The organism is Levilactobacillus sp. HBUAS70063 (assembly GCF_038374745.1).
GTDB lineage: Bacteria > Bacillota > Bacilli > Lactobacillales > Lactobacillaceae > Levilactobacillus.
The window spans coordinates 99,955-123,562 of the sequence record NZ_JBANSM010000003.1 but is presented as its reverse complement, the minus strand read 5'-3'; the positions used below and the strand labels follow the sequence as shown (position 1 = coordinate 123,562).

The 23,608-nt window shown below is 51.8% G+C and carries 19 protein-coding genes, 1 tRNA gene and 1 other annotated feature; of the genes, 8 read left to right on the top strand and 12 right to left on the bottom strand.

From position 1 onward, the window contains the following. Positions 1-229 precede the first annotated feature (229 nt). The 4 genes from V8I28_RS05480 to V8I28_RS05465 all read left to right on the top strand — a co-directional run bounded on the left by V8I28_RS05480 (position 230) and on the right by V8I28_RS05465 (position 3,808). Positions 230-1,384, top strand: coding sequence for an iron-containing alcohol dehydrogenase (locus V8I28_RS05480; protein ID WP_341779121.1), 1,155 nt, complete (start codon positions 230-232; stop codon positions 1,382-1,384). A gap of 299 nt (positions 1,385-1,683) precedes the next feature. Further along, a tRNA-Lys gene (locus tag V8I28_RS05475) sits at positions 1,684-1,756 on the top strand. 282 nt (positions 1,757-2,038) lie between these two features. Continuing rightward, complete coding sequence (locus V8I28_RS05470) at positions 2,039-3,040, top strand: matrixin family metalloprotease (RefSeq protein ID WP_341779120.1); 1,002 nt, start codon at positions 2,039-2,041, stop codon at positions 3,038-3,040. Between the two features lie 165 nt (positions 3,041-3,205). Next, positions 3,206-3,808, top strand: a complete 603-nt coding sequence (locus V8I28_RS05465; RefSeq protein WP_341779119.1) for a hypothetical protein — start codon at positions 3,206-3,208, stop codon at positions 3,806-3,808. A gap of 37 nt (positions 3,809-3,845) precedes the next feature. On the opposite strand, the gene V8I28_RS05460 is transcribed toward V8I28_RS05465, so the two are convergent. The 4 genes from V8I28_RS05460 to V8I28_RS05445 form a co-directional block, all read right to left on the bottom strand. Then, positions 3,846-4,082, bottom strand: a complete 237-nt coding sequence (locus V8I28_RS05460) for a hypothetical protein (protein ID WP_341779118.1) — start codon at positions 4,080-4,082, stop codon at positions 3,846-3,848. Between the two features lie 294 nt (positions 4,083-4,376). Further along, complete coding sequence (locus V8I28_RS05455) at positions 4,377-5,987, bottom strand: peptide ABC transporter substrate-binding protein (protein ID WP_341779117.1); 1,611 nt, start codon at positions 5,985-5,987, stop codon at positions 4,377-4,379. A gap of 459 nt (positions 5,988-6,446) precedes the next feature. After that, a complete protein-coding gene (locus tag V8I28_RS05450) occupies positions 6,447-6,722 on the bottom strand; it encodes a hypothetical protein (RefSeq protein ID WP_341779116.1) in 276 nt (91 codons plus the stop codon). A gap of 71 nt (positions 6,723-6,793) precedes the next feature. Next, entirely contained in the window at positions 6,794-7,972 is a 1,179-nt protein-coding gene (locus V8I28_RS05445) for an MDR family MFS transporter (RefSeq protein WP_341779115.1), read from the bottom strand. A 148-nt stretch (positions 7,973-8,120) separates the two neighbouring features. Here V8I28_RS05445 and V8I28_RS05440 point away from each other — a divergent pair, with 148 nt between their 5' ends. After that, complete coding sequence (locus V8I28_RS05440; RefSeq protein WP_341779114.1) at positions 8,121-8,657, top strand: flavodoxin family protein; 537 nt, start codon at positions 8,121-8,123, stop codon at positions 8,655-8,657. Between the two features lie 586 nt (positions 8,658-9,243). Here the strand turns inward: V8I28_RS05440 and dnaB are convergent. The 3 genes from dnaB to V8I28_RS05425 all read right to left on the bottom strand — a co-directional run bounded on the left by dnaB (position 9,244) and on the right by V8I28_RS05425 (position 13,433). After that, on the bottom strand, positions 9,244-10,635 hold the full coding sequence (gene dnaB, locus V8I28_RS05435) for a replicative DNA helicase (protein ID WP_341779113.1): 1,392 nt from the start codon (positions 10,633-10,635) through the stop codon (positions 9,244-9,246). 252 nt (positions 10,636-10,887) lie between these two features. Further along, a complete protein-coding gene (gene rplI, locus V8I28_RS05430) occupies positions 10,888-11,346 on the bottom strand; it encodes a 50S ribosomal protein L9 (RefSeq protein ID WP_341779112.1) in 459 nt (152 codons plus the stop codon). Between the two features lie 71 nt (positions 11,347-11,417). Continuing rightward, entirely contained in the window at positions 11,418-13,433 is a 2,016-nt protein-coding gene (locus V8I28_RS05425) for a DHH family phosphoesterase (RefSeq protein ID WP_341779110.1), read from the bottom strand. Positions 13,434-13,728: 295 nt separating this feature from the next. Between V8I28_RS05425 and V8I28_RS05420 the strand changes: the two genes are divergently transcribed. Continuing rightward, complete coding sequence (locus V8I28_RS05420) at positions 13,729-14,490, top strand: MerR family transcriptional regulator (protein ID WP_341779109.1); 762 nt, start codon at positions 13,729-13,731, stop codon at positions 14,488-14,490. Positions 14,491-14,627: 137 nt separating this feature from the next. Here the strand turns inward: V8I28_RS05420 and V8I28_RS05415 are convergent, their stop codons facing one another. Next, a complete protein-coding gene (locus tag V8I28_RS05415; protein ID WP_341779108.1) occupies positions 14,628-14,873 on the bottom strand; it encodes a hypothetical protein in 246 nt (81 codons plus the stop codon). Beyond that, positions 14,870-15,457 carry a hypothetical protein gene (locus tag V8I28_RS05410; protein ID WP_341779107.1) on the bottom strand — a complete coding sequence of 196 codons (588 nt, stop codon included), beginning with the start codon at positions 15,455-15,457 and terminating at the stop codon, positions 14,870-14,872. The genes V8I28_RS05415 and V8I28_RS05410 overlap by 4 nt, the downstream gene beginning before the upstream one ends. 773 nt (positions 15,458-16,230) lie before the next feature. After that, positions 16,231-16,525: a binding site (T-box leader), on the top strand. Between the two features lie 75 nt (positions 16,526-16,600). Between V8I28_RS05410 and V8I28_RS05405 the strand changes: the two genes are divergently transcribed. Both V8I28_RS05405 and V8I28_RS05400 read left to right on the top strand, forming a co-directional pair. After that, entirely contained in the window at positions 16,601-18,202 is a 1,602-nt protein-coding gene (locus tag V8I28_RS05405) for a peptide ABC transporter substrate-binding protein (RefSeq protein WP_341779106.1), read from the top strand. Positions 18,203-18,457: 255 nt separating this feature from the next. Then, the gene (locus tag V8I28_RS05400) at positions 18,458-19,642 is read left to right on the top strand and encodes a metal-dependent hydrolase family protein (RefSeq protein WP_341779105.1); all 1,185 of its coding nucleotides are present in this window, start codon (positions 18,458-18,460) and stop codon (positions 19,640-19,642) included. A 241-nt stretch (positions 19,643-19,883) separates the two neighbouring features. Here the strand turns inward: V8I28_RS05400 and V8I28_RS05395 are convergent, their stop codons facing one another. The 3 genes from V8I28_RS05395 to V8I28_RS05385 form a co-directional block, all read right to left on the bottom strand. Further along, a complete protein-coding gene (locus tag V8I28_RS05395; protein ID WP_341779104.1) occupies positions 19,884-20,993 on the bottom strand; it encodes a glycerol dehydrogenase in 1,110 nt (369 codons plus the stop codon). Positions 20,994-21,164: 171 nt separating this feature from the next. Then, a complete protein-coding gene (locus tag V8I28_RS05390; protein ID WP_341779103.1) occupies positions 21,165-22,553 on the bottom strand; it encodes a sugar porter family MFS transporter in 1,389 nt (462 codons plus the stop codon). Between the two features lie 34 nt (positions 22,554-22,587). Continuing rightward, positions 22,588-23,607: an aldose epimerase family protein gene (locus V8I28_RS05385; protein WP_341779102.1), complete on the bottom strand. Its 1,020-nt coding sequence runs from the start codon at positions 23,605-23,607 to the stop codon at positions 22,588-22,590. Between the last annotated feature and the right edge of the window lies 1 nt (position 23,608).

The following is a 23,608-nucleotide window of genomic DNA, read 5'->3' as shown; positions in this document are numbered from 1 at the left end:
ATGAAAAAGCCGAGCGATTTACCTGGTGATTCGGGACTCTTACATTTTGATGACGATTACTTTTCAATTAAGTCAACGTTTGCCGACTACCACTGGCCACCTGAACGACCGAACCAATTAATTGACAGTACTACCTGGTAAGCCTACACTACGTTTAATTTGTGAACCGTCCCTTACTGAGAGGCGTCTTTCGATGTCGACCTGGTTTTATCGTTCACAGCAATTTGCCGTGAGTTTATCGCAACCTTTACAGCGTCGTTTCCAACCAACGACGATTTCCGGTGCCAACAGTGTGTTACGGATTCCCACCATTCTCCAACAGCACCACGTTGAACGCGTATTAGTCGTCACCACCCCCGGATTTATTCGGCGTAAATCTCTGGACCCACTCTTCAACGCCTTAACCGCAGCTGGTGTGAACTATGCTTACTTCGCAGACGTTAAACCAGATCCAGACATCGCTTGCATCGAAGCCTGTCTGCAAGCGGCGACTAACCAACGCGCACAAGCCCTAATTGCTGTCGGTGGTGGTTCCGTGATGGATTGTGCTAAAGTGACTGGTGCCCGGCTGGTTCGTCCACGTCAATCTATTCAGTCCATGACGGGAACGATGAAGATTCATCGTCCCCTTCCGTTACTCATTGCTGTTCCCACAACTGCGGGTTCTGGTTCTGAAGTTTCCGCCGGTGCCGTAATTACCGATACACAGACTCACCGGAAATATCCGATTGATGACCTATTCTTAATTCCGAAAGTCGCCATCCTTGATCCGCAACTTTTAACGGGGCTTCCCGCTAAAATGACCGCCTATTCTGGCATGGATGCCATTGAAGCTTACACCAATAAGTTTGGATCGCGGTCGGCCCGAGAACACGCCAGCCACGCCGTAAGCTTGGTCTTTGGCTATCTACGAGCCACCTACCAAGATCCCAGCAACCTCGTCGCACGTGAACGGATGCTCATCGCTAGTCACGATGCGGGCATTGCCTTTTCTAGTGCTTATGTCGGCTATGTACACGCCATTTCCCACGGTATTGGCGGTCGCTATCATGTGCCCCACGGTCTAGCCAACGCGGTCATTCTCCCCGTCGTCATGGCCGCGTTTGGTGATAGCGTGGTGCCAGCATTAGCGGCGCTGGGTCGAACCATTGGCCTGACCGCAACGGATGACGCCCAGTGTGCGCACCAATTTATGGCGGCCGTTGACCGCCTGCACGCTGACCTTGATTTACCGGACCATCTTTCTCAAATTCAAGAAGCCGATATCCCCGCCTTGGCCGCCGGAGCCGCAGCGGAGGGTAATCCGCAATATCCGGTTCCACAGATTTGGGATTCGACCAAATTTGCGACCGTTATTGACCGCGTTCGTTTGGGAAAACGGTGATTTTAGCGGAATTTCAAAAAAAGTTCTGTTTTTTTTGCCGGTCTTACTGCTAGCTGTCCGCCGAAATAGCGATTAATTTGAATCTTTTCGAAAAAAAGTTGAAAAAATTTTACGCGCTACAAAAATAATGATAATCCGCGTGAAACCGGGATTCCCGATTCCTTATTTCTGACAAAATACCCAGTTATTTTGAATAAAAATCAACTTTTTTTCGAAAAGGGGTTGCGCACCCCCTATCCTCATGATATGATAGTTCTCGTTGATATGGAAGACATACAACAGCAACAACTTAATCACATGGGCAGTTAGCTCAGCTGGCAGAGCAACGGACTCTTAATCCGTGGGTCCAGGGTTCGATCCCCTGACTGCCCATAACTACTAATCAGCTTTCACGAAGACATCTTCGTGGTTGCTGATTTTTTTGTGTCTTCAAGTTATAAATATCCGTTTTACTCATGTTTATTCATATCGAATGCCCGGAACCCAAGAGGCCTCACACCACCTTAATCGCGCAAAGCTAAAATGGCGAAAAAAAAGCTAGACAGTCCGCCCAGTTGGGACTACGCTTAAATGGTACGTTGATTGGACTATTTAGTGACTGTTTTTTCGTCAAAATGGTTACCTGCACGTTTAGCTGGAGAGGATTGGTGTTTAATGAAGAAAGTTTTGTTGGGGTTGCTGGGCTGTCTCGCCCTGCTAGGGCCCGTTTCCGCGGCCGCGGCGACCAAGAGTCCCACGCCCATCAGCAAGTACCGCTACGCCACCAAACGGGCCAGCTACTATACCAAATCAACCAGTAGCTACTACCGGTCAATCTGGCGTACGGCCCAACAAGCCTGGAACAAGACCAAGGTCTTCACGTGGTCCTCGACCAAGAATAAGCGTTCCCGGTCCTACGTCACCACCGTCAGCAAGAAGACCGGGATCTGGACCAATGCAACCGGGATGGCCTACAATGGCAAGTCCTTCGATTCTAAGGGCCATCAGACCGGCGCCGGCATGTACCTCAACCGTAGTGTCCTAAAGAAATACAAATACACGAAGGCCCAGCGCGCCAACGTGGCCATTCATGAACTCGGTCACGGCCTCGGCCTGGCCCATAACAGTGCCGGGGCGCTCAGCGTCATGGGGCCCACCAATCGTAAATACATGATTCGAAACTGCGACATCCGCGGTGCCCGCAAAGCTTACAGTACCCCCGCTAAGACGCGTGCCGCGCTGACGACTGCCGCTAAGCCGGAGCTGGAGGTCGACCACGTCAAGGACTACAGCAACGGCCTGACGGGCATTCAGAATTTGAAGAAGGCCGCCAGCGTCATCGTCGAGGGCGAGATTACCAAGAGCGTGAGCCACCACAAGGCGCCGAAGAATTATTACACCACCCAAACGCTACGCATTGACCACCACTTTAAAGGAAAAACTGGAAAGACCATCGTCTTCACGCAAGGGGGCACCACGGCCATGGCAGTGGCCGACAGTGAGATCTTGCCGAAACACGAGCCCCTCGTGGTGATGCTGGCGAAGAATGCCAACGGCAACTACTACGTCATCAATGACGGGCAGGGCATGTTCGTCGATACGCACGACAACAATGGCCATGAACTATTTGAACACGTGTCGGATCACGCTATTTATACAGAAGATATGCTTCACTAACTTTGCAACGGCTACTCAATCATACAGCGATGGGTAGCCATTTTTTAGCGCCTTTAGCCGCCAGTATAAGGGGAATTGTATCCAATTTGATGTATAAAGTGGCTAAACGTTGACTTAGGCGCTTAATTTCCGTAATCTGGGAACTAAATTACGGGAGGTTCGTTTATGAATAAACTGACGCTGGGTGTCCTCGCTGCCTTAGTCATTGCCGGTCTGGCCGCCGGTTTCACGTTGAAAGCCAGCACTGCTAGTCCCACATTTACCGTCACTCAGGCCCGCTATAATGGCCATACGCACCGCCTACACCTTAAGGTTAAGTCCGCCCGCGCCCAGACCCTCAAGGTCACCTACAAGGGCCAAACGCTGGCCAAGACCACGAATCCTACCAAGCATCAGCAATTTAACGTTAAATTTCGCGGTTACGGGACGTTTAAGGTCACCAATGGTCATCTGACTAAGAAAATCTCCGCCAAGCGCTACGCCACGAAGAAGCCCCTTCTCGCGGCTGCTAAAACGCCGGCTCACCAAAAGGGCTGGCACCCCACCGTAAAGGTCCCCCAACACAGTCGCGTCACGCTTAAGTTCCGGGGGAAGATCTATCATCGCATGAGCCGCCAACACACCCAGGTGACGTTCACGGTGCCCGTGCGAACCCGCGTTTCCGATCAGGCCTTTCGTCAGGAAGCTGTGACTATTACGGCCAAACAACCGCACAGGAAGACGAGTAAGCCCCTCCAACGCAAGATTGGTTTAGACTTTCCGGCTTAAAAAACGGCGGGATCTCAGAGACCCCACCGTTAACCATTCAGCGTGATCGGTAGCGACGAGCCACTTCGAAGAGGTCGCACAGGATAGATAGCCCAATGAACCCCACCACACTCTTTGCCAATAAGATAATGTAGTCCAGCCAAAATAATTGCCCCTGGGCGAGGTAATCTAATACCCCTTTCACCACGATGACTGGAACCATCAAACACAGAAAGATTTCCAATAGATCAACTGTTTGCACAACTTGGTCTCGCAAGATTCTTCGAAAACGCACTGCGCAGCCTCCTTCCGGCTGGACCTACCCCATTCAGTAGCCGATTTGCCGTTGGCGATGACCAACGTTCCCCCAAATCAGCCGCCGAAACGGTTCCCCGAGATCCACCTTAATTTCATAGTAACATAAACCATCGGCTAGCTGATTAGTTTTCTGGTACAACTATTTCGCTATCGATAACCACTAAAAAAAGCCGCCCTGCAGGTCTACAGGACGACTTTCTAGATAGGGGTTGGTAATGGTGAGTGGGGTCTCTCGGGGCGAACACTCACGGGATAGGCTGAATCTTTGTGACTACTTCCAATAAGCGTACTTGTACTGCGCATCCGTCATCATGGTGTACTTTAAGCCACCGACTTGATCGGAGACCAGGTGCGCCTTGGCTTGTTGATACAGAGGAACCAGACCCGCTTGTTGGGTCACGTACTTGTCGGCCTGCTTCATCAGATCCCACCGTTGCTGGGTCGTGTAGGCGGACGTGTCATCAATCTTCTTCATTAGATTGGTGAAGTGGGCGTTGTCCCACTTCGTGAAGTTAACGGAGCTGGTTCCATCGGCCATCTGTAAGAAGTCGGATGGATCCCGCCAGTCGGTGGTCCAGCCATCCAAATCGATGTCAAAGTTGCCGGCCGAACCCTTGGCAATCTGTTGGGCCAACGGCATGGACTTAATCGTCAGCGTCAGGCCAGGCATGTATTTCTGAGCTTGTTGTTGCAGGTACTGTGCGGCATGTTTCTGTTCATCCGTATCGGCCGTTAGGAGTTCTAGATTGGCCTTCTTGATGCCCAGTTCCTTCTTGGCTTCGTTCCACAGTTGCGTGGCCTTTTGCGGGTTGTAACTCAACAGATTGCCGACGTCTTCAGAGAAGTCCTTGCCGGTAGTCGGGTCATTCCCATCGCCATAAGGGATCAGGCTCTTGGCCGCCGCGGACCCATCCTGAAGGACGTTCTTGGTCAATGCCGTTCTGTTCACGACATAGGAGAAGGCTTGCCGAACCTTGGTATTGTGGGTCACCGTCTTCTTGTCGTTAAATTCCAGGAACCGCATCGAACTGTTTAGCGTGGTCTTCAGTTCCTTATTATTCGCATTTTGCTTGATGTACTGACCGGATAAGACGGTCTCTTGGACCTTCCCGGACTTGAACAGACTAGCCGAGGTGCCAGGTTCCTTGACGACTTGAACGTTCACCTTAGCGATTTTGACGTTCTTGGCGTTCCAGTAGTGGGTGTTCTTGACGTAGGACCAACTGTCCGTGGTGCCACTCCAGCCGACCAACTTGTAGGCTCCTTCGGACATGGTCTTCGCGGAAGACGTTCCATACTTACTGCCATACTTCTTAAATAAATCCGTCTTCATGGGATACTCGGCCGTAGCCAAGATATCCGCCAACCACGGTTGGGGCTTGGAGAGCGTCAACTGTAACGTGGACTTGTCGAGGGCCTTAACGCCCAATGCGGAAACGGATTTCTTCCCGGACTGAACGGCATCGTAGTTCTTCAGAAACTTCAGCTTGTTCGCCACCTGAGATTTAGATTGCGGATTGACCTGCCACTGAAAGGAGGTGACGAAGTCTTGCGCCGTCACGGGATCGCCGTTAGCCCACTTGGCGGCCTTCTTAATCTTAAACGTATACACCGTGCCGTTCTGCGTAGGTTTAACCACCTTTTCGGCAACGCCGGCAACGACCTTCCCATTCTTATTTAACGTATACAGCCCTTCTTGCGTCTGAGCAATCATGCTAGAACTGTTCGAATCCCCCGAGATGGCGGGATCGGCCGTGGCGGGATTCCCCACCATCGTCACGTTCAACGCCTTATCCGCACTACTCTTAGCTTGCGTGGTCCCACAACCGGCCAGGGCCGCAATGGCCAATAGCCCAAAACTCAATCCTACTAATTTTTTCATAATCCAATTCCTCATTTCGTTGAACTCAAAAAGCCACTCGTCTCTGTTGGTTTCCTCAAACCAACAAGGGCGAATGGCTCGCGGTACCACCTTGTTTTATCTCTCATGGCGCCACGTGATGGTGACGCACCGTGCGATAATGGGCACGACCCAGAGGCAACTACAGTCTTCACTGCCTCGACGCTCCGATGCGCTTCACCCCAACCGGTTGATTCGGCTTCCATCATCCCGAACTCGCTGGTCAACTTAGTTGCGGCTACTCTTCTTTGCTTGGTCTCATTTATTGATATTAAATTTATCATTATTCATTATCACTGTCAACTCTTTTATAAACATTCATTTTTATGTATATTTTCTGGATATTTGGGTAAAAAAAGAGCTAACCCTTATCCCTGTAGGTTAGCTCTTCTGTATATTCTCACTTAAACCCGTCAAAATTCGTGAAAAAAACTTTTCCGACTAATGATGGGGCCGATTCTGTTGTTGCCGAACGGGTGTTGTGGTGGTCGTTTGTCGACTCACCGTCTTACCTTCTTGGCTGGTCGTCGTTTGCGTCTTAATTTCAACGTGTCCGCTACCCGTGGTATTCGTCACCTGCACAGCCGTTTGTCCCGAAGTGGGTTTAACGACCGAGTCCGTGACGGTCGATTGATTCCGCGGTGGTTGCGCAAAGAGCAGCAAGCCCACCACGATCCCAATCAACAGGCCGCAGACTCCCCTAACTTTCTTTTTCATGTGCTTTCCCCTGATTTCCCTAATGTTTCAGATAGTTACCTGAGTTTATTATACACCATTCTCCCCAGAACTCATTTAAAAGTTTCCACACGGCGTTGGTTGCCGGTAATGATCACACCATTCAGCGCCAGAATCGCCAGGTTGGCGACCGCGGCAATAATAAACAGTAACGTATAGGACGAATGGTCAATCACCAGACCGCCAAATAGGGGTCCCACCGCCTTACCGACCGAGGCCCAGGCATTGGCCATACCTTGATATTTCCCCTTAACGGCAGTCGGTGTCAGGTTATTCACAATCGCGGGAATCGCCGGAAAGGCCGTGGCCTCACCCATCGTCAGGATGACCATTGCGATGACAAAGTGCAAGTAGTCCTTAGCGAAGATTAGCGTCACAAAGGACACCGCCACGAAGAAGATTCCGGCATAGACTTGCAGGTAGAGGTTGCTAAAGTAATGCGAGAACCAGTTGATCAAGGCCTGGAAGACCACGATCAGCCCCGCATTTAACGTCCACAGCAGGCTGTAATCCTTCATCGGAATGCCCATGCCGGTCATGTAGACGGACAGGTTCGAGACCCATTGCTCGTACATAATCCAGATAATGACCAGTGAAATGAAGAAGCCCGACATGATGCGGCGGTTGGGGAGCGCGATATGGACGTGTTGATTCTCCTGCTTAACGACCTGGCGTTGCATGACGGCCGGGGCGTGATAGCACAGGATCGCCACGGCCAGGAAGAGAACAAACAGGCTCGTCGCAATTCCAAAGAGGAGCGTCACACTGGTATTATAGACGTACCCCACCATGGCCGTCCCTAAGACGACCCCCAAGTTCTGCGCAAAATATAACATGTTAAATATGTACCGACCATCCCGACTGTGAATCGTGGTTCCCAGGGAGTTGACCATCGTTAGCGTCCAGCCCGACGCCAACCCCAGAAAGATTAGCGAGATGGGAAACGCGGGCCACCCGTGATTAAAGATCAGACTTCCCAGCGTCAGCAACGAAACACTCACCCCACCAATCGTCAGGTAATAGGGGTTCAACCGGTCAAACAACCGGCCGCCCAATACGCTACCGACCACGTTGGCTAGCGAGTAAAATAGCAAGATAATCCCCACTTCCGTCAGCGAGGTGCCCAGCCGATTGTGCATATAGATCGTGGTTAGCGGCCAGATAAAGCTCATGCCGATGCTACTGAACAGCGCTCCCAGTAACAACCAGCGGAGCCGAATTTCCTGTTTCATATGATGCCTCCTTTCCCAAAAAGATCGTTAAGCTACATTCTAGCACTAGCTTTCGGGAAATAACCACCCCTCCGTTTCAAGAAACCGTTACCAATTATGATTCACCGCACTTGGCAAAATATAGTCAACTAAAAAGGAGTTTCTTCTCATGACCATTCTCTTCATTAACGGTAGCCCCCGCCGCCATGGCAACACCGCAACACTAGGCGAACGCCTGCTCCGCGATTGTCCCCATATCACCCGCCACCTCGCCGATTATCGTCTCAACTTTGTTCGCGATGACCGGGAGACTAGCGGCGACCAACGGGACCCTAGCGACGACTACGAAACGCTGATGCACCAGGATTTCGCGCCCGCCAGCGACATTGTCTTGGGTACGCCCGTTTACTGGTACGACATGACCGGTCAACTCAAGGTCTTCATGGACCGGTGGTTCGACAGCTTTACTCACGACTTTCCCTTTGCCGACAAGCGACTTTACCTCCTAATCGTCGGCGCCGACCAGCCCGCACAAAAGGCCACCGGCATCACCACGGCCGTTCGCGAGTCCTGTGCGTGGTTGAAGATGGACTTTCGGGGCGTCGCCATCGTTACCGCCGATGGCGCGCATGACGTAGCCGATCGCCCCACTCTACCCACCGACTGCCTGGCCCTACGACACCAATTTTTATCAGTCGGTAAATAATGTTTCATGTGAAACAAAAGTCTCAGCGCCGTTGTGTCTTCGACTATCCGGCGTTGCCGCCTGCAACAAAAAAGGCAGCCTGTTTCGCTTAAATCTGATAACCAAACCATCCAATTTCAGGATAATTTGATTATCAGCCTTCAGGCTCGCCAGCTAACCGCCTCTTATCTCACCCTCATGGAAGCACAAAAAAACCACCGCTCGGGGAAAGCGATGGTCATCGGAGTAGGGGTAACGTCATTATAAGAATGACGTTAACTATTTTTTTCATTATTCCAGGGGAGGAGGAGTACATGAAAAAAGATTGTTAATCTTTGGTAGAAGCAACCGATTGGTTAACTTCTATGCTTCATATAGTAAGCTGTAAATATGACGAAAATGTGAACTTTCTAGCACAACCCTATGAATTTTGGGGATATCCACCATTTATTCGCTTATTTTTGTAAACTCAACAACCATTCATGGTCAAAATTTGATTTCGGTCAATTTATGCGGATGAATTTCAAACCATCGATCTAGACCAGTTCCGCCGTGATCCCCATAAAATAAAGCCACCCATCGGTCACCCAATCGGTAGCTTCATTTTTTATTCCGGCGTATACGCCACGGATGAAAATTTATTGAATGATTTGACGAACAATAATTTGACCGTTCCCCGCGGGCCCGACCGGTTCTTTTCAATAATGACTTCGACTTCGCCGACATCCTGATCGCCCTCATCACGGGGATCACTGTCGTTGTCGCCGCCACCATCTTCATCGCCGTCACGCTCGTAGTAATCGTCCCGATACAGGAAGGAGACGATATCGGCATCTTGTTCGATTGACCCGGATTCCCGGATATCGGACAGCACGGGCCGTTTATCCTGCCGCTGTTCCACACCCCGTGAGAGCTGTGATAACGCAATGACCGGCACGTGTAATTCCTTGGCTAACTTCTTCAATTGCCGCGAAATATCGGAGACTTCTTGTTGGCGACTTTCGTGGTTGGTTCCTTCAATCAGCTGTAAGTAATCGATCACGATGAGTCCCAGGTTGCCCTTTTCCTTTGCCAGTCGGCGACACTTAGCCCGAATCTCGGTAATCTTATTTCCGGCCGTATCGTCGATATAGATGCTGGCCTTGGCCAGACTGCCCATTGCTACAATCAGGTTCTGCCATTCGTCTTCGGACAATTGTCCCGTCCGCAAGTGGTTGGCATCAATGGACCCTTCCGCACACAGCATCCGGTTGACCAACGACTCCGCACTCATTTCCAGACTGAAGATAGCCACCGTCTTATCCGTCTTGGTGCCCACGTTTTGCGCGATATTCAGCGCAAAGGCGGTCTTCCCCACGGCCGGACGCGCGGCTAGAATCATCAATTCATCGTCGTGCAGGCCCGTGGTCATCTTGTCCAGCTCGGCATAGCCCGTGGACAATCCGGTGATGATGTCACCCTGTTCGGACAACTTATTGATTTCCTCAAAGGAGGTATTCAACACGTCGCGAATCGGCTTAAAGCCCGACTGGTTCCGGGTTTCCGCCACACTCATGATGTCCCGCTCGGCGTTGTCCAACAGATCCGAGACATCCTCGTCTTGTTGGTAGCCCTGCGTGGCAATGTTGGTGGCCGTCTGAATCAACCGCCGCAAGATGGCCTTTTCCTGAACAATCTTGGCGTAGTACGTGGCGTTCGCGGCCGTTGGCACGGCGCCGGCCAGATCGGCGATGTAGGTAATCCCGCCCACATCGTCCAATTCGTTCTTCGCCGTCAACCGGTCCGTAATCGTGACGACATCGATGGCCTCGTCCCGATTGTTTAAGTCGATCATCGCTTGAAAGATAATCTGATGTTCCCGGCGGTAAAAGTCCTCCGGCGCTAGGTATTCCAACGCATCCACCAGCGCATCGGTACTCAAAAAGATCGCCCCGAGGACGGCCTTTTCGGCATCGAGGTTCTGTGGTGGGGTATGGTCTGTGAGTACGTTATTATCCATGCTTAACTAATTACCTCTTCACTGGTGCCTAGACAACATTCCAATTTAGCGCGCTTGCCAAACACACAAGCATTAAGATATCCATTCTACCATGTAACGGGTGGCCAGGTAAATATTCACGCTCACCGGCCGCAACCGTTCACCTTGAATCATACACTATTTTGGCCAGCCCAACCGTATTAAACGCCTACCCGTGAAAATTTCAACGAAAAAGGCCGCCACGCCAGCGCGCAACGGTCTCCATTAATTTCATTATTTTTGCTTAGCAGCCACGTGAACACGAATCTTAGCCGTGACATCGGAATGGAGCTTGACTGGCACGTTGGTGTAGCCCAGCGACCGAATCGGTTCTGGCAATTCCACCTTGCGCTTATCAATCTTTAAGTCAAACTGCTTTTGCAAAGCCTGAACGATCTGCTTGCTTGGGATGGACCCGAACAGCCGGCCATCTTCACCGGCCTTGGCCACAATTTCCACGACCGTCTTGTCGTTTTCCAAGTGTTTTTGCAGTTCCTGGGCTTCGGCTAAGTTCTCCGCCTCACGCCGTTCTTCCGCCTTGCGTTCACCCTTCAACTGGCTCATCGCAGCTTGGTTGGCTTCCTTAGCCAATCCCCGCTTGATCAGGAAGTTTTGGGCGTAGCCATCGGGAACGTTCTTGATTTCCCCGCGCTTCCCTTTGCCGCGGACATCCTTCATAAAAATGACTTTCACGTCGGTCACTCCTCACTTATAATTCATGCTTACTTTTAATCCTACGCCGAAACCCAGTTAGAAGCAATTAACTATTTAGCCGCGCCCACGGGTTCCTCGGTCGGGTTCAAGATATCCAGCAACTGCTGTTTCACCTCGGCCACCGACTTATCGCTAATCTGCGTGGCGGCATTGGACAGGTGACCGCCGCCACCCATGTCTTCCATGACCAGCTGGACGTTAATCTCACCCAGTGACCGCGCGGAAATTCCCACGCGACCATCGGCCCGGCGCGTAATGACAAACGACGCGTCCACGCCGGACATGTTCAGGAGGTCATCGGCCGCCTGAGCCGCCGTAACGGGATCGTAGGTTTGATCCTCTTCGCCAGCAATTAAGGCCATGTCCTCGTTAACGAACTCAACCATTTCAATTAAATGATTGCGTTGCAGGTAACTGTCGACGTTTTCTTTCATATACTGCTGCATCTCAATCGAATCCGCCCCCGCCGACCGCAAGTAGCTGGCCGCGTCGAACGTCCGGGTCCCGGTCCGTAGCGAGAAGTGCTTGGTATCCACGAAGATCCCCGTCAACATCGCCGTGGCTTCCAGCTTGTTGATCGGTTCGCCCTCTTGGGACTGGTACTCAAACATTTCGGTGATTAACTCACACGTCGAGCTGGCGTACGGTTCAATGTAGACCAGCAGTGGGTTCTCGGGGAACTCCTCGCCCCGCCGGTGATGGTCAATGATCATCACGCGATTTTCCAGGCGGTGATAGAGGTCCGCCGAGATGGAAATTGACGGCTTCGAGTGGTCCACCATCAGTAGCATGCTCTGCGCGGTCGCCTTTTCCAGCGCCTCTTGCGGTGAAATAATCGCCGCGTCGATGTCGGGATAGGCCTTAAGGTTATCCAGCAACCGTTGCACGTCGGAATGGACCGTTTCCTTATCCAACACAATCCAACAGGTCTTATGGTTCATCTTGGCAATCCGCCGAATCCCCAGGCAGGCCCCCAGCGAATCCATATCCGGCTGGGTGTGTCCCTGAACGAAGATTTGGTCGGATTCGTTCATCAACTCTTGTAAGGCTTGCGAAATCATCCGGGCTCTGACCCGCGTTCGTTTCTCCATCGGGTTGGTCTTACCGCCATAGTACCGGGCTTCTTGGTCAGCAGCCTTGACGACGACCTGGTCCCCGCCCCGGCCCAGCGCCAGGTCCAGATTACTCTGGGCTTGGTCGGCCAGCTTGTTTAAATTGGGGTCGCCGTACGCAATCCCAATACTCAACGTCAGCGGGAAGTTTTGCTTGGACGTGGTCTCCCGAATCGTATCCAAAATCTTGAATTTGTCAGCTTCGATCGCCGCCAACGACTTGGCGTAGGCCAAGACGAAGTAGTGGTCATCGTCCAACTGCTTCAAGTACATATCAAACTGTTGGACCCAGGCCGACAGCTCATTGGTCACATAATTGCGGAGGTTGGAAATATCCTGGTCAGTCATCGACTGGGTCACTTCATCATAGTTATCCAAGAAGACCTGGCCGATGGCAATCTTTTCATTATCGTACTGTTCCTGAATCAACTGGTAGTGCGTGATGTCGTAGAGGTAGACGGCATGAAAATCCGGCTCGACAAACAGCGTAAACCGCTTATCCCGCCATTTCACCGTCGTCATCGTCTCGGGCTCGGCGTCATTAATCAGCTTGGCCAAGTCCGCATCGACATCGTTGATTGACCGACTCAAAACATCGGTATCGCCGAAGTAGTTCTGCAGGTAGGGATTGACCCACTCGACCTGGTCGCTGTCGCCAAGAATCATGACACCGGGTGGCATCCGCAACAGGGCCTCTTGTTCCCCCTGCTGAATCCGAAAGGACAGGTCCGAGATGTACTGCGTCGTATCGTCGCCAATCTCGGCCATGGTGTTGAAGACCATCAGCGTGGCGATACCGACCAGTACCAGGACGACGATCCCGAAGATCCAGTTCAGTAGAAACGAGAGGACAATTCCAAGAATGGCCAGAGCAGCCGTCATGATAGCGATCCCTCGCAAACGCCGGTTCTGCAAGAACTCGGGTATGTTGGCTCGCGAAAATAATTTTTTCATTTTGCTCCTCATCTGATTCATCTAGGAAAATTCGTTTTACTGACCCATGACAAGCGCATCGTGGGCCCAGCAAAAAGTTACAAATAATACCTATATTTTATCACACTAGCCCCTAATCACAAAATCAACGTTCCGCAATAAACCGCGGCGTGGCGGGCTTGCCCCTGATTTTTGGGGATCACAACTTTAATTGTGCCGCGGAACCGTTAACCCACTGATTTTTCATCAAAAAGCCTTGACCTTGACGCAACGTCAGCCCTTATCATAAGCTCTAAGCAAGAAGGAGGTGGTCGCCATGACCTACAGCATTCAACAGTTGGCCCAGCTCGCCAACGTCAGTCCCCGCACGCTGCGTTACTATGACCAGATTGGTCTCTTACCGGCGCAGCGCAACCCCACCAATGGTTACCGGGAATATTCAGCGGCCGCCGTGGATCGCCTGCAACTGATTCGCTATTTTCAGGCATTCGACTTTAGCTTAGCCCAGATTCAGGCGCTCATGGGCCAATCCCCCGCCGAGCAGACGGCCGTCCTAGCCGCCCAACGGACCAAGCTCCAGGCCAAACGCGACCACCTGACGACCTTGCTGAATACCCTGGACCGCACCCTAGCGGCCCGCAATGGAGGTCCCCAAATGACAGATTCGGAAAAGTTTGCCGCGTTTAAACACCAGGCCCTCGCCGATAACGAGCAACAGTTCGGTGACGAGGCCCGCCAGCGCTACGGTCAAGACGCCGTGACGGCTAGTCAGCAAAAATTTGCCGCGCTAAGTGCCACCGACTACCAGGCCATGCAGGAAACGGAAGCGGCCTTAATCACTCAGCTAAAGGCGGTAACCGTTAGTCAAGATTTAAGCAGTCCTGCCGCTCAGGAAGTCTATCGGTTACATCGTCAGTGGTTATGTTTCACGTGGAACAATTACACACCGGAGCGGCACCGCGGCCTGGCGCAGCTGTATTTGGCCGATGAACGCTTCGCCTGGTACTACAATCAACGGGTAGGCTTGCCTAACGCTACCGAAACGTTGGCGGCCATCATTCAACGCTATGCTCGCTAAGAAGGCGAGTGGGACAAAGGGCGAAGTATTAAGCTGCCTTTTGCCGCCCATTTCAGCTATGTAACGGTGACACAAACAAGCCTGGGAAGTTTTGTCCCAGGCTTGTTGACGGCAATTTTAGGTGGTCCGCTGACTGGTTAATTCAAGCCCCATTCGGCATCCCCCACAAAGTAGGCGCGACCGTTAACCTTGAAATTCGTCCAACTAGCGGCCGTATCGTAAGTGTCATCGACCGGCGTGTAGCCCTTCGATTGATGACGCCCCTGCTTAATCGTCAGCCGATAGTGGTGCGGGCCAATCTTGTGGTCGGCAAAGCCCTTCAGCGGCGTTCGGTAGTCAATCTGGTAGCTGGTTCCCTTCTTCACCAGCTTGGTAATCTTCACGCTATCCGTGGGCTTTTGCTCGGCAAGTCATTGTACACGTTCCGAGTCAGCCAATTGTCATTAATCTTAGTCATCCGGGCCTTGGTGTAGGTCTGAATGTAATTGTCTAGCGTGATGTAGAACGCTGATGAGTAGGTCGGCTGGTTAATCTGGGTCTTGGACATCACGAAGCCCTTACCCTGTCGTAGCAGTTGCGTCCGGATTGGCGCCCGCAACGTCTTCACGTAAGTAAAGTTGGTCGTGTTGAAACGAATCATTTTGTTGCTGTATTTAATCTGATGGTACCGCGCGTAACGAATCGGACCAAGCGTAAAGTTCGCCTTGGTATAGGCATTCGGATACTTACCGTAAAAGACAATTCCGTCGACCCGTAGCAACTTGTTTTTCTTCACGTGAATCGCCTTGTAACCCGTCTTGGTCTTTTCCTTGGCGCCGATGTCCATGGCGTGCTTGGTCCGGACGTAGGTGGTGTAGAGTGGCAAATCCTTGGCCTTGGTTTTAGTGGCCGCCTGCGCCGTCACACTGCCGCCTAGGGCGAACAAGGCGAGCGCAAAGGCCACCCCCCATTTATGTAATTTTTTCATGTAATCCCCTCCTGAGGCCAGTGTACGTGGATTCTGGCTAAAAGGAAAGCGTTAAATTTATTATGTCCAGTCTTTCTAGCTATCGGCTTCACGTATATTAAATATTTTACAACGGCAACTATATTGGCCGTCACCATTCTTTGTGCCATAATCCTGAGTAAGCGGCTACTAGAAACTTTGAGTCATCAAAAAAGTCGAATCTGAAGTCGATTTGTGGTCTAAAGATGTGCCGTATTGTCTTCACCGTTCCAATGCTAGAAGCAAAATTGACAGGGATACCCCTGTCGTTTTAACCAGCTTTGGTATCTGGCACGACTATTCCTTCGAAAAGAGACGATTGCTGTGCGAGAGCTAACAACGCTCCCCCCTCCTAATCTTACTAATCGCTTGGTTATACAAGGCACAAATAAATAACTTTTACCTGAAGCACCAAGTATTTTTCAATAATATTTGGGTCAACGTTATTACCCTTGGAACCGGTACATTTATCCTAATGATTGTGCCGCTCAAAATCTCGTTTCTAAGTATCGCGATTTTTCTTATGATAAATGTTCTGGGTGATGCTTGGCTTATTTTCAAACAACGAGCGGGAAATTAATTCAATTCTGACGCTCGATAACTTTTATACCCGGATTTAAAAATGTTTCATGTGAAACACTACCATAAAGTGTCCCGCCAAAACGGTTGGCCGTGATCAACTTAATTTCAAAATTCCGGTTGACTTTCTCATTTCTCGTGCTAAACTAGCAATTATTAACAATTGATTAGAAAATTAAAAAGTGATGATGAAGTCCAGTAACGCCGCCAATTCCTTGTTAGCGAACCCGGTTTAGTGCAAGCGGGTCAAGGGTCGCGGCGCGAACATCCCTTCGGAGCTGTTTGCTGAAATAAAAGTAAGTCTATACCGGTAGCAACCGTTATCAATGCAGTGAATCGCGAGTATGGGGCGGTTTTCCAGTGGATCCTAGACGCTGGAACCGTCTCCTCTAGGAAGCTCGCCGTTCATGGATAGTGCTACTTTTTGAGTAGCAAAAAATAAGGTGGTACCGTGCAGACTGCGCCCTTACGGAGAAATTTTTTCCGTAGGGGCGCTTTTTTATTTCAACGCCATTCTAATCAATTGATAGTCTAGGAGGTTTTTTGATGAAACATCTCGTTTTAACCGCGCCGTTAGCGCTACTCTTACTATTCACCCTGAGTGGCTGCGGCAATGCTGCCGGTAACACCACCAAGAATCGGACGCTAAATGTCACCCTCCCCAGCGAGCCAGCCACGGCTGACCCTAACAAGTCGACCGATACCAACAGTGGTAGCGTCATCTCGCAGACCATGGAGGGCCTCTACACCTACAATCAAAACGGTAAAATCGTGGCCGGCGTCGCGACTAAACTGGTGACGCCGACTAACCACGGTAAGACCTACACCTTTAACCTTCGCAAGACGGCCAAATGGGCTAACGGCCAGCCGGTTACCGCCCAGGACTTCGTGACCTCGCTACGTCGCTGGGTCGACCCGAAGACCAAGGCCCAATACGCCAATAAGCTGTCGGCCATCACGGGTTACACCGCCATCCAAAATGGTAAGGCCGACCCGTCAACGTTAGGCGTCAAGGCGCTTAGTAAGACCAAGCTTCAAATCACCCTCAGCAAGGCGGTTCCCTACTTTAACGACCTCGTTTCCGACTACTACCCGTTGAACACCGCCACCGTGAAGAAATACGGCCAGAAGTACGGCACCAATGCCACCAAGACCATGAGTAACGGCGCCTACAAGCTGGTTGGCTGGACCGGGAGCAATTCTTCGTGGACCTACGTGAAGAACACCCATTACTGGGACGCCAAGAACGTCAAGATCAAGAAGGTCAAGGTTACCGTAACCAAGGACGAAAGCACTGCGGCCACACTATTTAAGAGCGGTAAGATCCAGGAGACCACCGTCAGTGGGCAATACGTTCGGGCTAACGCCAACAATAGTGAGCTCCACAAAACGCTACAGGGGCGGCTCCAATACCTCTACGTCAACAGTCGTAAGACCGCCACGAATTCGGAGGACCTCCGGCAGGCCATCTCCTACGTCACCAACCGCCAGACACTAACCGGCAAGGTCCTTCAGGACGGCTCCAAGCCCGCCCTCAACGCCGTTCCTCGCGGCGATCAGGCCAACCCGAAGACCGGCGAAGACATGGCCACCCAGCTGGGCAACCTTTTGCCGACCGATGTCGCCAAGGCCAAGGCCTACTGGGCCAAATATTTAAAGGCCACCGGCAAGACCAAGGTTACCTTGAACCTGTTAACCGACGATACCGATGACGACAAGCACGTGGGCGCCTACCTGCAATCCGTCATGGAAAAGAACTTCAAGGGCCTCACGGTCACCACGACCTCGATTCCTCACGCCCAACACGTGGCCAGAGACTTCGCCGGCACCTTCGAGTTGAATCTGACGGGTTGGTCCACCAACCTGCTCGACGCCTCCGACTTCTTGAATCTCGCTGCCAAGGGCAACACGGTTAACTTCACCGGCTGGAACGACCCAACCTTCAATCAACTGCTGGCTAAGGCGGAAAACGAAACGGGCCTTACCCGCTACAACACGCTGATGGACGCCAACCAACGCCTCATGGCCGTTAAGGGCTACATCCCACTGTATCAGCCATCGCAGGCCAAGCTCGTCAGCAAGGACGTTGGCGGCTTGAAGGATACGCTGCTCCACTCAGCCCAGTACAAGTACGCCTACTGGAAATAGCGGCTAGCGTCAGACCTCACCAGTCGTTTCAAGGCCGGGCAAGCCCCGGAACCTTTCTCAGCTCATTTCACCTTTTCAGCCACCAAACGATTTTATGGCGCTTAAACGCCGCCCGTGCCCGTTCATCCGTTGTGGCCATCACCAGCCGACATCCTCAAATGTTTCCCGTGATGGCAGCGATACGAAGACCCAGCCTGTGCGGCGCTTCACCAGACACAATTAATTTCTAAGACACACTTTTCAGGAGGTAAGCTTATGACCAAAACCACTTTCTTTAATTTCACCTTATTCGATGGGACCAACGACCAGAACCAAGCCAACGCCTGGTTTACCGTGGATAATGATTCCGGTAAACTCGTCGACCGCGGGCAGGGCACGCCCGCAGACGCCGACACCAGCGTTGACCTAAATGGCCAGTACGTCATGCCGGGCTTCATGAACGTTCACGTCCACGTCACCGCCGATACCCAGGCCCTTCAGGGGAAGGACCATTCCGAGGCGGAAGCCGGCGTGCTGGCCTTTACCAATCTTCAGACGCTACTCAAGTCCGGCGTCACCTACGTGCGGGGCTGCGGAACCGAATTCGATGCCGATGTCAAACTCAAGCGACTCCAACAGTCCGGCCAGCTCCCCCATACGCCGCACATGTTGACTTCTGGCAAGGCCTTCTCGATGACCGGGGGCCACGGCGATTCACCCCACGGCGGCCATGCGGTCGATTCACCCGATGAAATGCGTAAGGCCGTGCGGACCGCATTTAAAAACGGTGCCGAAAGCATCAAGGTCATGGCGACCGGCGGGGTGATGACGCCCAATGATTTCATGGAGGACGCGCAGCTCTCCGTGGCCGAAATGCACACGGCCGTTGAGGAAGCTCACCATAAGCGCCGCGTCGTTGCCGCCCATGCCGAGGGGAATCCCGGGATTCAAAATGCCCTGGACGCCGGCGTGGACTCCGTGGAACACGGTTTCTACGTCACCGAAGACGAGGCTAAGCAGATGGTCAAGCAGGGCACCTACCTTACGCCCACGCTCATCGCCGAATGGGTCATCCCCGAACAGGGCCCCGGTGTCCTGCCCGATTGGGAGGTCAAGAAGGCCGCCGATGCGCTGGACGACACCTACGTCAATATGCGTAAGGCCTTCCAATTAGGGGTGAAATTCACCTGCGGCACCGACGCCGGAACACCCTTCAACGGCTTCGACCTCACGCCTAAGGAGTTCGGCCTGCTGACCAAGTTAGGCATGACGCCGGCTCAGGCCTACCAATGCTCAACCCGCAATTCCGCCGCGCTGATGGGCGTTGATCAGGAATACGGAACCCTTGAGGTGGGCAAATTCGCCGATTTCCAGGTGCTTAAGGCCGATCCACTGGCCGACACTGCCGCCGTTGTCCAGGCAGACAAGCAAGTCTACCTCGGTGGCCACCGGGAATTCTAAACCACGTTAAAATGCAGTACCCGTCCATGGGATCCGACCCCTGGTGGACGAGCACTGCATTTTTCTTGTGCGTAGAGTTGTCGATATTTATTTCGTTATATTAACGATTTACCATTTGACTTTTATTTTATTTCCGGTAAACTGAGGAAACCTTCCTCAGTTTCAAGGGTCTTCGCGGTCTTAGTTTCGGATTAAGCCACTTCATCGAGATGACTAATTCAGCAAAGCCCTGGGTTAATCGTTAAAATTGCCGTTGAAGCTGACGAGAGAGTTCATCCGTGGCTTTAATCGCGTCGAATACGTCCTTCGCGGTCACCGCAAAACCCATGTTGTGAATCGTTTCGCCGGGCTGTACGGTTAACTTGGCGACCTTCATCAGGTCATCATCGGTCGCCTCGTCCAGGTGTAAATCGGCCAGCGTGGTGGGTAACCCCAGATCGGACTCGAAGTCCAGGTAACGCTGGAAGCGCTCATCGCTGGCGCCTTCCAGCACCAGGTTCACCAGCGTACCGAACGAGACCTTTTGGCCGTGTGAGAGCCGGTGAACGTCTCCCGACAGCGCCGTCAGGCCATTTTGAAAGCTGTGGGCCGCCGCCAAGCCGGAGCTTTCGGCGCCCACGCCACTCAGGAGAATGTTCGCCTCAATGATGTGACCCAACGCCGGCGTCACCACGTGGTTGGCCGCTGCGGAAACGGCCTGCCGGGTATAGGCGAAGAGTAGGGCCTCACATTTCTCGGCTAAGGCCAGGCCCGCCGCCGTTTGATGCGTCTGGAGAGGTAACAACGTCGTGGCTCGGGCGCGAGCGACCGTCTGCGCTTCGACGTTGGTCGAGAGGGCGTCGGCGATTCCATCCACGAGGAAACGGACCGGAGCACCGGCAATCACGGTCGAGTCGACCAACACCAGGTCCGGATTTTTATCGTAGAACTGATACTTCAGAAACTCGCCGTTGGCCGAATAGAGGACGCTGAGCCGGGTACACGGTGAATCGTTGGACGCCAGGGTCGGCACAATAACGACCGGAATACCCAGCTGATCGCCGACCGCCTTGGTGGTGTCGTTGGTCTTCCCCCCACCGAGGGCGATCACGAATTTAGCATCTTGGGCCTGACCAATGGCCCCAATCCGCACGATTTCTTCCGGTGAACTTTCACCGTTGAAGTGCACGTGCTCAATCTTCAAACCGGCCGCCGTCAAATACTGATAGAACTGACCCCCTACTAATTCCCACACGATGTCATCGGCAATGATGAGACCGTGATCGCCAAACGGCGCAATGTAGCGGGCTGCCTGGGGTAGCAGTCGATCGCCTTGAACGTACGTTGCGGGACTCGCAAATGCAGTTATCATTTTTTAGACCTCCTAGGTTAAACTGCCCTCAGTCTACTGAAATTCCCGCCCAACTTAAGCGAAACATACGACTAATTTGGCGTTGGGAAAGGGTTGGGGAGTAACTAAAAAAGGCAGGTTGCGTGGATTTCACGTCAACCTACCTCATATGTTCATATGTCGAAACACTTGCTACTCTTTAACGGGAGTAGCAGTTCCTTCACTCTTTTGTCGCCAATACAATTCGATTTCTTCCAATGATTTTCCTTTCGTTTCCGGAACCTTTCGCCAGATGAAGATAGCCGCAATCATCGTCACTGCCACATATAACATAAAGGTCCATCCTTCACCGATATTCTTGGTTAAAATCGGGAAGGTATAACTCAAGGTGAAATCACTGAGCCACAGAATCAGCGTACAGATAGACATGGCTCGTCCCCGAATCTTCGATGGGAAGATTTCGGATAACATAATCCAGGTCACCGGCGCTAAGGAGATGGCATAGGATGCAATCGCCAATAAGATAAAGGTCAAGGTCAAGGCAACCGGTGCCTGTAAGAAGAAGCAGAGTGCAACTACCAAGAGGCACAGTGACATTGAGAATGATCCCCAGCCGAGCAAGGCCTTCCGCCCCACTTTATCGACTAATCCTAATGAAACGACCGTAATGGCCATGTTAATGACTCCAATCGAAACGGTCGCCATGAAGGCCCCATTTTGACCGAATCCAGCACCCTTAAAGATCTCCGGAGCATAGTACATGATGGCGTTACTTCCAGAAAATTGCTGGAAGACTGCCAGCAGAACCCCAATCATCAAAACCGGTAACCAAGTCTTGCTAAACAAATCACGGAAGGTGGTGTCATCAACAATCTTTTCCGAAGCAACAATATCATCTAATTGCTTTTGAGCTACAGTCTCATCGCCCTCCACGCGTTTCAAAACGCGAAGTGCTGCGGCTTCATGACCGTGTTGTTGAAGCCAACGAGGACTCTCTCCTGCTGGAATCAAGGCCAACAAGAAGAGTACGGATGGTAAGACCCCGACCCCCATCATCCAGCGCCAACCAGTCGACACATTCCACGCCTGCGTCGAGCCGGAAACAATGGCCGCATTAACGAAGTAAACCACAAAAATCCCAATGGTAATTGCTAATTGATTGACCGTCACTAACTTTCCGCGAACATCCGCCGGTGCCATTTCGGCAATGTAAAGTGGTGTAATCAGTGAAGTTAAACCAATCCCAATACCGGCAAGAATCCGCCAAATGACCAAGGTGATGTAGCTACCGGCCAGGCCGGCTCCTAACGAGGAACCAGCGAAGATAATGGCCGACAAGACTAGAATCTTTTTTCGTCCAAATAAGTCACTCAAGACCCCTGCAATAGTCACCCCAATGGCACAGCCGATCAGAATACACGAAGTTACCCAACCAACGGCAGCACTACTCAGCGCAAACTTGATCTGTAGAAAGCCAACAGCTCCAGAAATAACGGCGGTATCGTAACCAAATAGCAAACCGCCCAAAGCCGCTGCACAAGAAATTAAGATCACGTAGGAACTTAGTTTTTTCTTTTTCATTTTTGATTTCTCCAATCCATAGTCTCGTACCGACTCAAAAATCAAAGTGCCAACTGGTCTGGCGAACAAAGGGTTCCTGAGGCATTAGAATCAAAGGCGTCAAATCTGGACTCTCTTGGGGAGCGACCTGTGCTTCAAACGCTATCCCACCGTACTGACCTATCTGCGCCGTTACCCCTGGTGTGTGTGCAAAATGATTGGCCGTATAGACCACCACTGCTGGTGCCGTGGTTCGTAGTTGCATCACGCGATTTTTCAGCGGTGAAGTTAGCGTCACGGCTGGGTCTCTGCCAGTTAACATGAAGGGATGGTTCAGCCCCCGCTCAGCAATAATTTCAGGATCATGACTCCTTAGGACCCGGCCTAAGCTTTTCCCCCGCCGAAAATCAAATACGGTTCCGGCGACCGACACGCGTCCTCGATAAGGAAGACTCTCCGCATCCAGAGGAAGGTAATAATCGCTAGACAACTTGAGGTGTTGTGCCTCAACGGTCGTGTTAGGTCCATCGAGGTTAAAGTACACGTGGTTGGTTGGATTAAAGATAGTCATCCGATCAGTCAACGCCCATATCTGGTAAGTCAACTGATTCTGATTATCCAAGGTGTAGGTCACTTGAAGTTTGAGATTACCCGGATAACCATTCGCTCCATCCGGATCAACCAACGTAAAGGTCGCTTGAACCGTGCGTTCCGTGATTGCTGGTTGAAAGCTAAAGACTTGCGTATCGGTTCCCTTACCACCGTGGGCGTGATTACGACCATCGTTCAGCGGAAGCTGCACTAGATGATCGCCTAACTGCCAGTGACCACCGCGCACGCGACCCACGATTCGACCAACCGTCCCACCTAAGAAGTTTCGTTCCTTGGCATAATCAGCCGGCGTAGGCAACGACAAGATAACGTTTTCTAAACCGGACTCACTCGGCAAGAGGACCTTCTCTAAGGTTGCCCCATAATTCAATAGTTTGACCTGCATGCCACAATCATTCGTTAATGTCAGTTCACAATAGTCTTTGCCCGCTTGATGATCATACTTTGTCACCATAATATCCATG

Bases quoted from the DNA above. Each gene is read 5' to 3' on its own strand.
- V8I28_RS05410 (WP_341779107.1), bottom strand. From the start codon at position 15,457: ATGAAAAAATTACATAAATGGGGGGTGGCCTTTGCGCTCGCCTTGTTC.
- V8I28_RS05395 (WP_341779104.1), bottom strand. From the start codon at position 20,993: ATGATAACTGCATTTGCGAGTCCCGCAACGTACGTTCAAGGCGATCGA.
- V8I28_RS05425 (WP_341779110.1), bottom strand. From the start codon at position 13,433: ATGAAAAAATTATTTTCGCGAGCCAACATACCCGAGTTCTTGCAGAAC.
- V8I28_RS05420 (WP_341779109.1), top strand. From the start codon at position 13,729: ATGACCTACAGCATTCAACAGTTGGCCCAGCTCGCCAACGTCAGTCCC.
- V8I28_RS05445 (WP_341779115.1), bottom strand. From the start codon at position 7,972: ATGAAACAGGAAATTCGGCTCCGCTGGTTGTTACTGGGAGCGCTGTTC.
- V8I28_RS05390 (WP_341779103.1), bottom strand. From the start codon at position 22,553: ATGAAAAAGAAAAAACTAAGTTCCTACGTGATCTTAATTTCTTGTGCA.
- V8I28_RS05405 (WP_341779106.1), top strand. From the start codon at position 16,601: ATGAAACATCTCGTTTTAACCGCGCCGTTAGCGCTACTCTTACTATTC.
- V8I28_RS05440 (WP_341779114.1), top strand. From the start codon at position 8,121: ATGACCATTCTCTTCATTAACGGTAGCCCCCGCCGCCATGGCAACACC.
- dnaB (WP_341779113.1), bottom strand. From the start codon at position 10,635: ATGGATAATAACGTACTCACAGACCATACCCCACCACAGAACCTCGAT.
- V8I28_RS05470 (WP_341779120.1), top strand. From the start codon at position 2,039: ATGAAGAAAGTTTTGTTGGGGTTGCTGGGCTGTCTCGCCCTGCTAGGG.
- V8I28_RS05465 (WP_341779119.1), top strand. From the start codon at position 3,206: ATGAATAAACTGACGCTGGGTGTCCTCGCTGCCTTAGTCATTGCCGGT.
- V8I28_RS05385 (WP_341779102.1), bottom strand. From the start codon at position 23,607: ATGGATATTATGGTGACAAAGTATGATCATCAAGCGGGCAAAGACTAT.
- V8I28_RS05400 (WP_341779105.1), top strand. From the start codon at position 18,458: ATGACCAAAACCACTTTCTTTAATTTCACCTTATTCGATGGGACCAAC.
- V8I28_RS05450 (WP_341779116.1), bottom strand. From the start codon at position 6,722: ATGAAAAAGAAAGTTAGGGGAGTCTGCGGCCTGTTGATTGGGATCGTG.
- V8I28_RS05455 (WP_341779117.1), bottom strand. From the start codon at position 5,987: ATGAAAAAATTAGTAGGATTGAGTTTTGGGCTATTGGCCATTGCGGCC.